This is a genomic window from Chitinophaga sp. CCNWYY40 (assembly GCF_037483205.1).
GTDB classification, from domain to species: Bacteria; Bacteroidota; Bacteroidia; order Chitinophagales; family Chitinophagaceae; genus Chitinophaga; species Chitinophaga ginsengisegetis.
Genome location: NZ_JBBHLF010000006.1, coordinates 350,297 through 365,133 on the forward strand (window position 1 = coordinate 350,297; position 14,837 = coordinate 365,133).

The following is a 14,837-nucleotide window of genomic DNA, read 5'->3' on the forward strand; positions in this document are numbered from 1 at the left end:
CTTGCAGCCGATAGTATAATGCATAATGGAGAGCTTAAACCGGAGTGCTTATTGATTATGGCCCATATCCATTCTAAATTGACGCCTTAGCCCGGCTGTTGCGCACGCGCTATTGTTATCAGGCAAAAGGAAGAATCAAATTTGATCATACAACGGGTTAACGTCCGGGAGGATAGATGATGGGCTACGGCTGCCGGGCCTGTGATCCTCCGCTGATCAAAGTGATAAAGATCGGCCTATATTCTATCGATGCCCCCATCATCTATTCTCCCGGACGCCGCGCGATAGTACAACGTCGATCAGGGAACTGACGCTGGTGTTCGCGCAGCTTGTTCTACTGCCGCTTAATCAATGTTCTGTCGTACAGTGCTATAATCTCCCGCTAAATAGCGTTACTGTCGCCCCGCCCCGCCGCCCTTCCACCCCCGGCCGCTGCGGCGGCAGCCAGAGCGCAGGCCCTGGAGCGCAGCGGAAGGGCCCAGCGAGGGCGAGCCGCAGCAGGCCGCGCCTTCGACCTATGTCTAGCCGGGAGCGCCAGCGGACGGCAAATCAAAAATGAAGGCCGGGGGTGGTGGGCGGGGGCGGACAAAATGGGTAGCGAAGGGATGGCGGGCATAAAAGCGACCAATGTTGGAAACAGCCCTTAGCCGAACCGGGAGCTACCCGAACGGAGGCCGAGGGAGCGCAAAAAGGGTGACAGGGTGGAGCGCAGTCCCCTGAAGCGAAGCGGAAGGGGCAAGCGGAAGCCTGGCGACCTTTTTGCCGACTAAGGCCGCAGTGAGACCTTTTGTCAGCCAGTAACAAGGGCGTTACAGCTAGACGATAAGGACCTATATGTAGCAATGCATAGTTATTACCGCGCCAGATCAATGGAACAGAGTATTTCTGCTACCAGTACGGCTACGCAATGGCACATGCTTCGGCTAAAACATCGATGAGTAATTATGCGGATATTATTAAACCTTCCACGAACACTCCTTGTTATTGGAAAAAATATGAAAGACGTAGAATAAATGAACAAGCTTGTATAAACGAAACAGGATACATACACTCATTAGCGCTCAACCGGTGAAATGTGCTCGCATTATTTAATAAATAAAATTCATTATACAATAATGAAATATTGACATAAAAATTTGATAAACAATTTTTTATTATATTTGGAAGATATCCCTCATTGAAAAAATTTGACCATAACAGGAAGCCTACCTAGATTTAAAAGTTATCCTTCAAAATTATTATTGTATCAATAAGGATTTCATGTGAATTACTAATTTTAAAAACCTCAAAATATGTACACGGTACCTCTTTTCTTTATTTGAAACATATCTCGCTCAAATATTGGCTTTTCCAAAATATCAGAACCCAATAACAAACCTCTTGTTTGACTAAAAACGCATGTGAAAACAACCATTATGAATATTTACAAATTAAAGGTTAAAAACTATAGATTACTTAAAGACTTTGAACTCGATTTAGAGTCTATACTTTCGCTAGTTATCGGAAAAAACAACAGTGGAAAAACATCTTTACTTTCAGTCCTTGAAAAATTCATTGGAGAAAAATCTTCCAGAAGAACTTTCTCCTTTGATGATTTTAATCTGGAGTTTAAAGAAGAACTCAAGTTCATGATAGAATCTGAAATATCAGAAGATGAGCCGTTTCCTTTTTTAGGAATATCTCTAAAACTGTTTATTGAGTATGATGATACCGACGATTTAGCAAATATTAGTCGGGTGATGATGGATTTAGATCCTAATAACAAGGTCATAGTATTGGGTTTTGAGTATGCCCTGACAGCTGAATCATTTAAAAAATTAAAATCTGACTTTAATGATTTCAGTATTCGACAGCAATTAAAAAAGGTCCAACAAAATCCGTCTCAAAATAGCAATAGCGATCCTCAAAGAATAAATACCAGAGTGAAGGATATTTTCTACTTTTTGAAAGAGAATCAAAAAGACTATTTTAAGGTTTTTAGAAAATCAATTGAATATAATATCGATGAAAGGAATAGTCCACACGAAAACGATAAAAATTTCATAGATTTAGATAAGGAGAAAATTAGCCTAGATAAAATATTAAATTTCAAATTCATTAGCGCTAAACGGGAAGTCTCAAATAAGGAACCCGACAAAGCGTTATCCTCTCTGTCATCAGAAATATATAAAAGGACCGAGGAAAACGAAAAAGAGTCGCAAGCTATAGAAAATTTCAAGGATACTTTGAGCGACACTGACGAACTATTAGATAATATATATTCTACCCTTTTCTCAAAAGTCATTACGAAAGTAGAACAATTTGGAGGCGTTAAAAAAGGCGACTCAGTTATCGAAATAATCTCAACACTTCAGCATAAGGAGCTTTTGCATGGTAACACTACTGTAATGTACAAGCACAACGATAAATATTCTTTACCTGAGAACTATAATGGATTAGGATACATGAACTTGATAAGTATGATATTTGAAATTGAAATATTATTGCAAGAGTTCAGAAAAGAAGTTCCCGAAAAGCCATCTGACATAAACATTCTATTTATAGAAGAGCCAGAAGCACATACGCATCCACAAATGCAATACATATTTATTAAAAATATTAAATCATTACTAGAATATGGAATCATTAGACAGGACGGAGAAAGTCGAAAATTGCAAACCATTATAAGTACACATTCATCTCATATCGTATCCGAAAGTCAATTTGACGATATAAAATATTTTAAAAGGGAAAAGAATAATATCATAGCAAAGAATTTAAAAGATCTAAAAAAAGAATACAAAGAATCAAAGCAATACGATTTCCTTAAGCAATACCTAACAATAAGTAGAGCTGAGCTTTTCTTTGCTGATAAAGCGATTTTAATCGAAGGTGACACTGAAAGGATTCTCATTCCTGCAATGATGAAAAAACTGGATATAGAAGAAGAGAATAAACCACGACAGAATGGAAATTACGATAATAATTTACTGTTATTATCACAAAATATTTCGATAGTTGAAGTTGGAGCCTATTCTCAAATATTTGAACAATTTATTGATTTCTTAGGAATAAAATCATTAATTATCACTGATTTGGATGCAGTGGATGGAAAAGGAGAGGCATGTGAAGTATCCATAGGTGTCGCCTATTCTAACGAAGCCATTAACTTCTTCTTTAAGAAGCCAACCCTTGAGAATCTTAAACAGTACAATTTAACTAATAAAATTTTCAGTAAAAAATCATCCTGGATCAATGATCCTGAAGGCAATCTTTGCATCGTATACCAAATACCTGAATCCGCAGGTTGTTATAACGCCAGGAGCTTTGAGGATGCGTTCATCTTTCTAAACAGAGAATTCGTTAATTCAAAAAAGGACGATTTTAGAGGATTAAAAAACAGAACACATTTTGAGATTCAAACAAACTCTGCTTATTATTTGGCTCAAAACTGCATTGTCAAAAAAACGCATTTTGCGCTTGATATTTTATTTCATAGCGACTCTAAATTCAGTAATTGGCAAATCCCAACATACATTAAAGAAGGTTTACAATGGTTGAAAAAAAAATAGCTTTGGAGCCAGAAGTAGTAGATATTCTCAAGCATATAAATAAAAAAGAAAACTTTCTCCTTAGTGGAGGCGCCGGAAGTGGCAAGACTTACTCTCTAGTGCATGTTATTCGAGAAGTAATAGATCTGTACCCAACTTCTCATGTCGCATGTATGACATACACCAATGCTGCAGTAAAAGAAATTGAAGAGAGAGTAAACCATAAAAATCTCATGGTTTCTACTATCCACGACTTTCTGTGGAGCATTATCAAATCATTTCAAAAAGATCTAAAAAAAGCTCTAATATTTTTGATTAATAATAAATCACTTACAACGTTATTAAGTGATGAGGAAACTTTGGAGCAGAATTATTTTGATAATCTTATCGATGGCATTCAGTATAAGGAATGGTCGCGAATAAAAGAAGGAATCATTTCACATGATGATTTGCTTATTGTTGCAAATTACATGTTTGAAAAACATCCAAGACTATGTGATATATTGAAAGATAAATTCAAGTTTGTGTTTATCGATGAATATCAAGATACACACCCGAAAGTAATTGAAATATTTCTGGTTCATCTAAAGCAAAGTCCCAAGTCGAACATTATCGGATTTTTTGGTGATTCCATGCAATCAATCTACGAAGATGGGGTTGGCGACATTTCATCTTATGTAAGTGAAGGAATAGTCCAAGAGGTTAAAAAAGAGCAAAATAGACGAAACCCAGCACTAGTAATTGATTTAGCCAATAGACTACGAACCGATGGATTAAAACAAATTCCATCCGTAGATGCAGCTGCACCTAATATGTTCAGTGGAGAAATAAAGGCTGGAACAATCAAGTTTTTTTATTCAACAGATAACGATCTAAATAACCTAAGAGCTGCACTTAACTGGAATTTTAAAGATTCCAAACAAACTAAGGAATTGAACTTAACACACAACTTAATTGCTCCTAAAGCTGGGTTCACTAAATTAATGGAAGTCTATGACAAAGATCCATTTATAAAATTAAAAAATGACATCCTTAAAAAGATAAAAGATAATATAATCAACCAAAAACCGGCAATTGATTTTAGTGACGATGATAGTTTTGACAGTGTAATTAATAAATTCGCTTTAAAGGACAAAACAAAAACATTAAGAATAGATGCTCTTTTAAAAGATCCTTTAAACGTCGTCTTATACAGTCTATTAAAAGATTTGCCATTCTCCGAAGTAAAGAAAATCTATTTAAATAAAGACTCACTTATTGATGACAAAAAACAACATGAAGATGATGAGAATAAAAAAGGATCCAAAAGAGATAATTTAGTTAAGCATCTTTTTAAAATACAGTCTATAATACACTTTTACAAAGACAAACAATATAATGAATTCATCAAAAGGACTGAAATTCAAATAAATTCAGTTAAGAAAAAAGCAGATCTCAAACAGATAATTGATGATTTTGATAGTATGGTAGAACATACTATAGAAGAAGTTATTGACTTTGCCGACCAAAAAGGAATTTGTAAGAAAGACGATAAATTTATCAGGTTTATCGATGAGCACAAATACCTATTCCACAGAATAAAGAGTCTAAAATTTAAAGAGTTCCAAAACCTCTATTATTACTTAGAAGGGTATACACCATTCTCAACCCAGCATAAAATTAAAGGTTCTGAATTCAACAATGTGCTTGTCATTCTTGACAATGGAGGATGGAATAGCAACTATAATTTCAAAAATCTTTTTTTAGGTAGTGGCTCTGAAAATGTTTTGAAAAATTCACAGAAAATATTTTACGTATGTTGTACAAGAGCAAAAGAAAATTTGGCGGTATTTTACTATAATCCTCCTATAGAAGTAATTGCAAAAGCAAAAGAATGGTTTGGTCCAGGAAATATCCATTCAGTTTAAGAACAATCATGGCCAATCCTCAACTAAAAAGTTAGAGCTTTATCCAGTATTCATTTAATTCAAATAATTAAATTACATTTATTATTTGGTCTAAAATTAAATACCTAAAATGCTAAAAGTAGAAGGATACTCTTTGGCTCCAGCTAAGATAAGAATGCTTCCGCCTACCAAAGATCAATCTTGCGCTCCGGTAGGTACATGTTTTTTTTATAACAGAGAAAACATTACATACTTAATTACCAACGGTCATAATCTTACAGGAAGAAACCCTGAAACAAAAGACCATTTGCCAGGTTTTATATATCAGCCTACTTGGCTCTCAGTAAATCTCTCAACAATTAGTTCTGAAAAAGAAGGCGGTTTATACAAGAAAAACTATTTGGTGCCTTTATATAAGGAAATCGACACATTGAATGAACCTATGTGGCTAATTCACCCAGAAAAAGAATATTCCATAGATGTTGTTGCAATACCATTTAATGTACCTGAAGGAGTAAAGATATTCGCAATAAACGAATTCCCTCAATCTCACAAAGCCATTGAGCAGCCTGGAGATGATGTATTTATTTTAGGATACCCTATCCTTTTGGATGAAACATTAGACCTGCCAATTTGGAAACGTGGGAGTGTTGCGACGGAGCCAGGCCAAAATTTAGGAGGGATGCCAAAGTTTTTAGTTGACACAGCAACTCGGCCAGGCATGTCTGGTTCACCAGTAATTCTACATAGAAAAACATTTGATATAGATAAAGAAACTGAATCCATTACCCTAATTCAGGAAAAGTTTATTGGTATCTATTCAGGGCGTATTGGAGGCAATGATGAGTTCCAAGCACAACTTGGAATCGTTTGGAAATCGAGTGTCATAGAAGAGATAATTGATGGAAACTATAAGTCATCAACTGATTTCATGCAGTGGAAATCAAAAAAATAATACCCTAGCCCGGTATCTAAATACCTTCAAGCATATAAAATTACATGTACAAATCTTGTATTAGCACTAAAATATACCTACATAGGATAGATTAATACACAAAAGAGCGGGATACTATAAATGTAGATTATTGACGAAATTCAGTTGCTGACTTTTAGTAAGCACTCCTTTAGAAAGGTCTATATTGTTTTTTATGAGAAATGTATTAAGTCTTGCAATAGCTCTTGAGTATTTTTCAATTCCTTGAAATCTTGAAACCTTCTCAATTTTGTTATTTCTGAATGGTGCTTTAAAAAAACGGTTATTCCCAATACCGTTACTCAAAAGGAGATCAAAGTATATTGTTCCGAGAAATGACTCAGATCTAAGCTTAGATTCTATCTCTCCATAAAAAGACTCTATTCGCTTATAATTAAGACTAAATATTATACAGTTGGAGTTAGACATGAATAAAATGATATAATCTGTGGTCTTTATCATTCATATATAAATTTAATATTTTCTTCGATTGCTTCTAAGACTTCTGCTATTAGCTCTTCTGCTTCTTGCTTATTTTCAATTATTCTAGTCGATTCAATATCTCCATCAATATGAAATAAGCCGTGCCGTTGATTATGATATATGGTATATAATCGTTCCAACCCTAAAGATACAGTGTTTCTATTAATCAGCCCAACACCTTTATAAGCATCTGCAACGTGCCATCCTGTCTCATCTTCCCTAAAGCAATTCCCCAAAGCATTATATCTTACTTGTATGTTATTATCTGATAGTATCTGTTTAATAACTCCCTCCAGTCCACGCAAAACACCAAAAACTAATGAAGAATAATCATCTAAAATAATATTATAGGATTTCAAAACCAATGATGGGCTTATGATAGCTTTCAATTTATCTTCTATAAAATTAAACGTAGCGGGCGAAGTTTCTTCTAAAGTTTCTAAAACCGCATCGGGTGTAATTGTAGCTTCCATATAAGCTAGCTGCTGTTCAATAACCTCTTTATAGGGTAGATAATTAGTTAGCAAGTCCAAAATAATTGCCTTAAGAAATGCTCCACTCCCTTGCACTTGAAATGCTGTGGTAGTAAATCTATTCAAAATTACAATGTCTCCTTGTGGACTTTTTAGCTTAAATTGTTTACCATTAAAAATTTCTCTCTCTAAAATGACTTCTGATCCAATCGCTAATAACTCTTCGATTAACGAATCGAAGTCATCATTAGGCATTCTAGCAATACGAAGTGACTTATTTGTAATTTCCGTAATCTTACACTTCTCAATTATATGCTCAGCTAGTTTTTTTGCTCCCTTAGTATTTTTACCATTTCCCGCATACAAGGTAGTTTTTCCATCATTTTTGTAGTATATGTTAAGCTGGGCATCCGCTTCTCCTTCCATACTGTAGTTACAAATATGATGTCCGGAATTAATCTCTCTCATCTCAAATTTGCCGTTCTCATTATAATCCTTTATACTTTCAATAATTTTTCCTTTGAAAAGATTATTATCGGGGAAATTATACATTAAGCAATATATTTTTGAAGAAATCTATAATTGATAAAGCAATAAATCAAGTTCATTACCTAGCCTGTCGCGTTTGCTTAACTTAATTTTTCACAACTATTGATACTGAAACATGATAAATTGACAACTTCAATAACAAGTGACTTAGTTAATTATGAAATAAACAATGCTTCTAGGGGCTTTATGCAAAAACTTTTTCAGTTCTAAAAGCCATCAAAACTAAATACGAACGTAGCCCGAACTTCGTATTTTTTTTGATTCCGACAAAAAGCACCTTATGAATATTTTAAATATATCCAGATTGATTTATAAAAAGTGTGATTAGTTAATTCCTTTTATCCAATGTACTTAAATCAAAAACGATTAGATTGAACATTGCTCTCATCCTACTCCTCAACCTATTCCCATAAATCCCCTCCAATTCCTCGCTATTCAAATTCGTCGTCACATGCGTCACCATCTTATGCGAAATCAGCAAGTCATACCTTGAAAGCAGTATCTCCCCCATCACATTGCAGTTATTCCCCCAAAAACTCATATTCTGTTCCCCCCCCAGGTCATCAAAGCAATGTACCCTCGGAATACTGGAGTAAGGGAAAAACGCATTCCTGCCATACCTGGCAATGGCATCATAGCCAATTTTGCCAAATTCAAAGCTAACATCTCTACAGGAAACGATCTGCGGCCTGTATGATTCCGGCGCCAATGCTCTCATCAGGGTCATGAGCGAGGTTTTTCCGCACCCGATACGTCCCATGAGCAATATGCCTTTGTGCAGGTCTATGCCTTCCGCGGCAGCTATTGGTTCGTCCTGCAGGAAGTAAGCCAACAGTTTCACCACTACCGACCGGTCTATATCATCAATCCTGAATCGCGGGCCATACACATTCTTTCCATGTTCCTCCAGCTGCTGCATTAACTGGTAGTAGTCATAAGGGCTCTGAATAGCTTTTGTTTTCATTGACATGGAGCCTTCCTGGCCCGGCTGATTGTTTGGTGTATTTGTCATGGGTTACAATTTTTAGAGGATGAATATTCAGTATCCATTTGTGGGCAGCTGCCTGCCAGTCGGTGATCAGCGTTTTTCCGGCTTGCCGCCAGCCATTGGCCTGGTAGTGGTGGAAAAATTTGCCTGCTTCCAACGACGGGTAGACGTTGGCGTTAAAAAATTCCTGCACCTGGGGCAAGGTGGGGAGAACACGCTCGGCAGCATCGGCATTTTCCGCGCCGGGTGTATACTGATCGAGTTGGGGATTTTTAATTTCATCTTTATAATTTTTTTTTGAGAGCGAGAGCCTGTTTTCTCTCTCTCGTTTATAATTGTTTATTTGTTTATTATAAAAGCGTCGCAAAATTGCGACTGGTATAGTATCACTTTTGCGACACGGCATAGTCGCATTTCTGCGATACGATCCAGTCGCAATTTTGCGACACGGTATAATCGCATTTATGATACAAGTACCGGTATCACTTTTGCGACCAGAACGAATATTATTCATACCTGATTCACCTCCTTTTAATTCATCAAATAATTGAAGCTGGGTAGTATCGTCATCGCAAGAACCCGGAAACGAACGGATGGTAACAATTCCGGGGAGTGTAAGCCGGCCCTGTTGGTACATGATATACCGTAGCTGTGGAGTTCTTTTATACAGCGGGTATAGGTATTCATAGAGCCAATACAGCACAATGCAATGACTTCTTCGCGCAGGATGGGAAAGGATTTTTTAAAGTGGTGCTGATTCCAGATTTGGAACAAAGCCATATACAGGCTGACATGATTGGCATGTAACCGATCATCTCTCCGCACCTGTGCGAAGAAGGCATTCATATGCCTAATGTAGTTGGTAGGAGCTGCTGTCTTCATCAGGAATGCTTTACAGATTTCTTTTTACCATCCAGCAGCTTTAATATTTCGTCCTGATCATAGAAGATCAAGCCGCCAATTTTGGTGTAAGCAAGCGTGCCGTTAATACGCATGTTCTGGAGGGTACCGGGAGAAATACTTAGGAGTTCGCGTACTTCGTGAGATTTAAGCCATTTACGGGATTTAACGGCTGGGGCGTTGAATAATTTGCCTAGTTCCTGGAACAATTCGGCTTTGAAGATTACAAAATCTTCACGGGTTAAAATTTCTAGTGCCATACGTTTTGGGTTTGTTTGGTATGGCAGCAAAAGAAAAGTTATTCCCTACGCAGGAACAGTCACGGGGGTAACAGTACCCCCTGTAACTATTTGATTATTAACGAGAAGAATTTCATAGAATTATTTTGACGACAACGCTCTCCGGGAAATTATCATTATAGGAAATACTCCAACAGGAAAGTTTATTTATGAGAAGATTTAATAAGATCGGTTAAAATATTCCGGACAGCTTTGGATACAGCTGCATCATCTTTATAAAAGTTTGAACGCAGACTTCCTGCGGAAATGGTGTCCTGTTTAACAGTAGTAAAGAAATGAGAGAAGAAGTCCAGTACTTCTGTTTTGTTCTTATTGAGATATAAACCGTTATCCACCAATAGCCTGATTATATTACCAAATTGTGGAACAGAAAAACCGGTAAGTACTTTAAAATCCTTCCAACGGCCTAATTCATCCGGGGTATGACTACCATGAGCTAAAGCGGCTTTCTCTTTCTGATACATAATTTCGTCAGCCAACCAGGACAGCAACTGACTTTGAAGTGAAGCATACAGTCTTTTAAAAATGAGACCGGGTTTAGCTATTGCCTGGCTGATCTTTTTCTGAAGGAAAATAAGCCGGTCAAGCTTTTCCCGAATGGTAGATAGATTGTCAATTTCTGCGTTTGTAATCTCTGTCCAGTAGTGGAAGTATTCCACGCTATTGAAGTTAAGATGCAGCAATAGATCCTTTACTTTCTCTGTCAGGTTAACTTCATCATCCACGTCCTCAAGTAATTCTGACAGCTTATCCCCCAATTCCTTTAGGAAATAGAGCTGCTGATAACTTATCAAAAGTCCAGTCTGTTCAGCCTTTACGAAGTCTGTAAAAGGCTGGAATACTATTGATATCAAACGCTTTTCTGTGGCCGTTTCTTTGAAATTATCCTTTAGCTTCTCAACATCATTGAAGAACTTATTCCTTGCTCTTAGAAGATAGGATGATGGAACTTTATAGTCAATATCCAGGTAACGCGCAAACTGACACTCCAGGAATGATAGAAGTTCGCTGAGACTCAAATAAATGACCTTGTAAAGATTTAACCAGGTAATGTCTGTTAATGATATCTCACTATCTATAACGTCGGCTTCTGGCAAGTAGGTTGCCATTTGGTCCAAAAGCAGCACCAGCTGTTGTTGATGCATGCTGATGTACCACCCAACCTGTTTCTTTTTACCAAAATCGTAAAGATACCGTCCAAAGCTTTGCAGCATACTCTCCTTTTGATTAATAACATCGGTGGTGGTGAAGGCAAAGAACTTACTGTCAGGTTCTTTTTGCGTAGCGGGGACATTTTTAAGGTCAACACGAATCAATTTTTCAAAATAGGATAATTGGTAATGCTGGTGTTGCATATCAATGGATGGTTTTGAGTAAGCACGCGTTAGGGTTGTCCAAATGATTGGTCGTACCCTTTCACATGACTGGGTTAATATTCCGGGATTCAAACGATGCCTGCAAGAAATACTTTTGGGTGTATTGTTGTTGTTATGCATTTGTTATGCAAACCATTTTGTGACATTTATCAATTTTAATTCTTGATATATGTCAATATTGGTTCTTGATAAATATCAATAACTGTCAAGGCAGAAACTAAATAATATTTCTGCCCTGACAACGTAGTTAAGCCACAGCTGCGGACATGAGGGATTCTGGCAATGCAAGGTTAAAGATACTTTTCAGGGTCTTCATGTCAACACTCACTTTACTGGCAACAATCTTCGCGTAGATCTGCGTGGTGCGTATTGATTTATGTCCCAACATAGCGCTTACAGTTTCCAACGGTACGCCATTCGCCAGTGTAACGGTTGTTGCGAAGGTATGCCGGGCCGTATGAGTTGTAAGATTTTTGTTGATACCGCAAATGTCCGCCACTTCTTTAAGATAACCATTGAAACGCTGATTGCTTTTAATGGGCAAAAGAACATTGTTGGCTACGCAGTAGGGATGATTTTTGTATTTAGCAATAATTTCCTTTGCGATAGGTAACAAGGGAACGTTTTCACGGCACCAGGTCTTTTCACGATTCTTTATAATCCAGTCTTCACCATCGAAGAACTTAGAGATATTGTCGGGGCCTAACATTAGCGCGTCTTTATAAGCGTAGCCGGTAAGTGTCATAAAAAGATAGGAATCTTTGGTTTCCTGCAGGCGGGGAATCCATAAGTCTTTATAATATAGCGTACTCAGTTCTTCCATATTCAGGATATCACGTTCAGGGTTTACATAGGTACAAACATAATCCTCCAAAGGATTCCTACTAAGCCATTTTCTTTGGACTGCCAGTTTTAAAACCTGTTTGGTATTTTTCAGGTATTTCATGGCGGTATTATCCTGGATACCTTCTGTAAGGGTCATGTGATCGAAAAAGTCCTCCGCAAACGCATACTCAATTCGTTCCAGCGGAATATCTGGCATTTTGAATACCGTCTTCAGGAAAGCAACCTGCTTTTCCTTCGTGGTGTACCATTTCTTCAGCGTGCCTTCCGATCTTTTTTCCTTCTCTACCTTTTCTTTGAATTTTGCATTGTGGTAATCGATCACCTGTATCAGGGTCTTTTTCTCGATGTGAACACCCTGATAAGCGTTCTTTAACATGGTGGGAGTAATGGTAGGACCTTGTGCCTTCAGAAGATTATAGTGCCGGATCAGCTCTCCCCTTACATGGAGAATATGTTTGTTAATCTCAATAGCCTCCATCGACTTGCCGGCAACTTCAGCAGCTTTATTATTGAACCTTGCCGGTTCCACCTGGTACCCCAGTGAGAAACCATCCCGCTGACCATCGATGATAATCCGCAACATAATAGTTGCCTTGCCGGCGGGGTTCTTGTTGTCATTCCTTAACCAGAATGAAATTGATAATTCTTGACTGACTTTCATCTTGTTTGTGGTTTTAGGTTAACGCCTTTGGTGTTGTTTGGTGTTAATTGTTTTGGTTTGAAGTCCTAAAACCCTGATCAGTGAAGCATTGCAGAGAGAAAGGTTACACTAAATTTAAGTATTGCAGGTGTAACCTTTTATGTTACCATTCACCTTCGTTTTGAATGATAAACCTTTGTAGACGGAAAACAGAAAAGCCGCGTAAATCGTGCGATTTATGCGGCTTTGATGCTGTTTGTTTTCTTTGTTGTGATCCCCTTGGGACTCGAACCCAAGACCCATACATTAAAAGTGTATTGCTCTACCAACTGAGCTAGGGAATCGTTATTCATCTAATGGGAGCGCAAAAGTATGAATTAATTTAAAACTTCCAAATTTTTCTGAAAAAAAATACTAACTACCATGCATACACGCTGATCAAACCCATATCTTTATATCTATGGCAACTCCTAAAGAACTACCCGAACTTTTCTTCGAAACCCAGCAACAATGGGAGAAATGGCTGGCTAAGCACCATACGCAGGAAGATGGCGTTTGGCTCCGCATGTATAAAAAAGATTCCAAAATCCCCTCCATTAATTACGCCCAGGCACTCGAAGAAGCACTTTGCTACGGATGGATCGATGGCATGGCGAAGTCTGTTGATGAAACCTCTTATATACAGAAGTTCACACCACGACGCCCAAAGAGTATCTGGTCGGAAAGAAATACCAAACATATCGCACGCCTTACTGCAGAAGGAAAAATGAAGCCTGCAGGTATCCGCCAGGTGGAACTGGCTAAGGCCGATGGACGCTGGGAAAATGCATATGCTACCCAAAGTGAAGCAACCATACCGGACGACTTTATGGCTGCATTAAAGAAGAACAAAAAGGCAGCTGCTTTTTTTGAAACCCTGAACAAGCAAAATAAATTCGCTATCTACTTCCGGTTACAAAATGCGAAAAAGCCTGAAACAAGGGCTAAGCGTATTGTCGATTTCATTGCAAAGCTGGAACGGCAGGAAAAGTTTCACTGACCGGCCATTCCAGTTGTAAAAAACTATATCATGCCGTTATTATGCGGCATCCTTTCAGGAATGGCCTGCGCTACCTGCCAGTGTTCCGCCAGCAATCCTTCCTGTAAGCGGAATATATCGTAACAAACAACATCCGCAGTGGAAGATTGCACCATTACAAAGTTCCCCTCTCCTATGATGCGGTGAACCATGCGGGCTGCCAATCCGGGGGTATTCACGTTGTGCGAGCGATAATCCGGCGACAGGAGCGCCACATCAGGCTTCCGGAAGTATTGTTCCACAATTGCCTTATTACCTGCCGTGAGATGCAGGTCGGTGATTTCTGTGGCGCCTTCTGTTATGGAAGCATTCTCCGGCTGCTCCTGTGTGGCGTCCCAATGCTCCGCCAGCTTCCCCTCTTCGAGGCGATAAAGATCCACAATGGCCACACTTTTGCCCATAAACGCTACAGCCATATGCAGCATTACATAACCCCCGTCTTCGATGGTGCGTACTACAGGCGATTTTGCCTCCGCAGACGCGGGCTGCTGCTTCAGCTGCTCCAGTGCTTCCAGCAAACCGGCCTTGCCGTCTTTTACCATAGGACTGTGCTGAATATAGGAATCATGAAGATAAGTGTCTATTACGCTGGTATTGCGCTCCCCGATGAGGCGCCTGAGTGCGGCCAGTACAATGGCCTTATTGGATATTGATGACATGTATTTGCCTGGTTAAATGTGCCGTAAGCACCTGTTTGTATTAAAATAGAATAGAAATATCAGAGAAAGGAAACCCTGTTCCTTTCCGGGAAAGACCGATTTTGGGTAATCGGGAGGAGATATGTAGTGAAAGTAAATATGCCGTAAACCTAGTGTT

13 protein-coding genes and 1 tRNA gene are annotated in these 14,837 nt (G+C 38.3%); 4 read left to right on the top strand and 10 right to left on the bottom strand.

The window, feature by feature from the left end; all coding sequences use genetic code 11:
• The first annotated feature begins 1,415 nt into the window (after nt 1-1,415).
• The 3 genes from V7S65_RS24300 (at nt 1,416) to V7S65_RS24310 (ending at nt 6,371) form a co-directional block, all read left to right on the top strand.
• Nucleotides 1,416-3,551 carry an ATP-dependent nuclease gene (locus V7S65_RS24300; RefSeq protein ID WP_336388095.1) on the top strand — a complete coding sequence of 712 codons (2,136 nt, stop codon included), beginning with the start codon at nt 1,416-1,418 and terminating at the stop codon, nt 3,549-3,551.
• A complete protein-coding gene (locus V7S65_RS24305) occupies nt 3,533-5,437 on the top strand; it encodes a UvrD-helicase domain-containing protein (RefSeq protein ID WP_336388096.1) in 1,905 nt (634 codons plus the stop codon). Before V7S65_RS24300 ends, V7S65_RS24305 begins: the two co-directional genes overlap by 19 nt.
• A gap of 109 nt (nt 5,438-5,546) precedes the next feature.
• Nucleotides 5,547-6,371: a trypsin-like peptidase domain-containing protein gene (locus tag V7S65_RS24310; RefSeq protein ID WP_336388097.1), complete on the top strand. Its 825-nt coding sequence runs from the start codon at nt 5,547-5,549 to the stop codon at nt 6,369-6,371.
• Between the two features lie 114 nt (nt 6,372-6,485).
• Here V7S65_RS24310 and V7S65_RS32260 read toward each other — a convergent pair whose 3' ends face one another.
• The 9 genes from V7S65_RS32260 to V7S65_RS24350 form a co-directional block, all read right to left on the bottom strand.
• On the bottom strand, nt 6,486-6,851 hold the full coding sequence (locus V7S65_RS32260) for a type II toxin-antitoxin system RnlB family antitoxin (protein WP_407934866.1): 366 nt from the start codon (nt 6,849-6,851) through the stop codon (nt 6,486-6,488).
• Nucleotides 6,848-7,897, bottom strand: coding sequence for an RNase LS family HEPN domain-containing protein (locus V7S65_RS24315; protein ID WP_336388098.1), 1,050 nt, complete (start codon nt 7,895-7,897; stop codon nt 6,848-6,850). The genes V7S65_RS32260 and V7S65_RS24315 overlap by 4 nt, the downstream gene beginning before the upstream one ends.
• Before the next feature lie 325 nt (nt 7,898-8,222).
• Entirely contained in the window at nt 8,223-8,906 is a 684-nt protein-coding gene (locus V7S65_RS24320) for a hypothetical protein (protein WP_336388099.1), read from the bottom strand.
• The gene (locus tag V7S65_RS24325; RefSeq protein WP_336388100.1) at nt 8,827-9,396 is read right to left on the bottom strand and encodes a hypothetical protein; all 570 of its coding nucleotides are present in this window, start codon (nt 9,394-9,396) and stop codon (nt 8,827-8,829) included. Before V7S65_RS24325 ends, V7S65_RS24320 begins: the two co-directional genes overlap by 80 nt.
• 17 nt (nt 9,397-9,413) lie before the next feature.
• A complete protein-coding gene (locus tag V7S65_RS24330) occupies nt 9,414-9,764 on the bottom strand; it encodes a hypothetical protein (protein ID WP_336388101.1) in 351 nt (116 codons plus the stop codon).
• Nucleotides 9,764-10,042 carry a helix-turn-helix domain-containing protein gene (locus V7S65_RS24335; RefSeq protein ID WP_079472579.1) on the bottom strand — a complete coding sequence of 93 codons (279 nt, stop codon included), beginning with the start codon at nt 10,040-10,042 and terminating at the stop codon, nt 9,764-9,766. The genes V7S65_RS24330 and V7S65_RS24335 overlap by 1 nt, the downstream gene beginning before the upstream one ends.
• 182 nt (nt 10,043-10,224) lie before the next feature.
• Nucleotides 10,225-11,436 (bottom strand): hypothetical protein, encoded by a 1,212-nt coding sequence (locus V7S65_RS24340; RefSeq protein WP_336388102.1) that lies wholly within the window; start codon nt 11,434-11,436, stop codon nt 10,225-10,227.
• Nucleotides 11,437-11,704: 268 nt separating this feature from the next.
• Complete coding sequence (locus V7S65_RS24345) at nt 11,705-12,964, bottom strand: site-specific integrase (RefSeq protein WP_336388103.1); 1,260 nt, start codon at nt 12,962-12,964, stop codon at nt 11,705-11,707.
• Between the two features lie 250 nt (nt 12,965-13,214).
• Nucleotides 13,215-13,287: transfer RNA gene (locus tag V7S65_RS24350), tRNA-Lys, on the bottom strand.
• 116 nt (nt 13,288-13,403) lie between these two features.
• Between V7S65_RS24350 and V7S65_RS24355 the strand changes: the two genes are divergently transcribed.
• Entirely contained in the window at nt 13,404-13,982 is a 579-nt protein-coding gene (locus tag V7S65_RS24355) for a YdeI/OmpD-associated family protein (RefSeq protein WP_336388104.1), read from the top strand.
• 23 nt (nt 13,983-14,005) lie between these two features.
• Here V7S65_RS24355 and V7S65_RS24360 read toward each other — a convergent pair whose 3' ends face one another.
• Entirely contained in the window at nt 14,006-14,680 is a 675-nt protein-coding gene (locus V7S65_RS24360) for a nuclear transport factor 2 family protein (protein WP_336388105.1), read from the bottom strand.
• Between the last annotated feature and the right edge of the window lie 157 nt (nt 14,681-14,837).

Bases quoted from the DNA above. Each gene is read 5' to 3' on its own strand.
- V7S65_RS24335 (WP_079472579.1), bottom strand. From the start codon at position 10,042: ATGGCACTAGAAATTTTAACCCGTGAAGATTTTGTAATCTTCAAAGCC.
- V7S65_RS24355 (WP_336388104.1), top strand. From the start codon at position 13,404: ATGGCAACTCCTAAAGAACTACCCGAACTTTTCTTCGAAACCCAGCAA.
- V7S65_RS24340 (WP_336388102.1), bottom strand. From the start codon at position 11,436: ATGCAACACCAGCATTACCAATTATCCTATTTTGAAAAATTGATTCGT.
- V7S65_RS24310 (WP_336388097.1), top strand. From the start codon at position 5,547: ATGCTAAAAGTAGAAGGATACTCTTTGGCTCCAGCTAAGATAAGAATG.
- V7S65_RS24360 (WP_336388105.1), bottom strand. From the start codon at position 14,680: ATGTCATCAATATCCAATAAGGCCATTGTACTGGCCGCACTCAGGCGC.
- V7S65_RS24330 (WP_336388101.1), bottom strand. From the start codon at position 9,764: ATGAAGACAGCAGCTCCTACCAACTACATTAGGCATATGAATGCCTTC.
- V7S65_RS24300 (WP_336388095.1), top strand. From the start codon at position 1,416: ATGAATATTTACAAATTAAAGGTTAAAAACTATAGATTACTTAAAGAC.
- V7S65_RS24325 (WP_336388100.1), bottom strand. From the start codon at position 9,396: ATGAATAATATTCGTTCTGGTCGCAAAAGTGATACCGGTACTTGTATC.
- V7S65_RS24320 (WP_336388099.1), bottom strand. From the start codon at position 8,906: ATGACAAATACACCAAACAATCAGCCGGGCCAGGAAGGCTCCATGTCA.
- V7S65_RS24315 (WP_336388098.1), bottom strand. From the start codon at position 7,897: ATGTATAATTTCCCCGATAATAATCTTTTCAAAGGAAAAATTATTGAA.
- V7S65_RS24305 (WP_336388096.1), top strand. From the start codon at position 3,533: ATGGTTGAAAAAAAAATAGCTTTGGAGCCAGAAGTAGTAGATATTCTC.
- V7S65_RS32260 (WP_407934866.1), bottom strand. From the start codon at position 6,851: ATGATAAAGACCACAGATTATATCATTTTATTCATGTCTAACTCCAAC.
- V7S65_RS24345 (WP_336388103.1), bottom strand. From the start codon at position 12,964: ATGAAAGTCAGTCAAGAATTATCAATTTCATTCTGGTTAAGGAATGAC.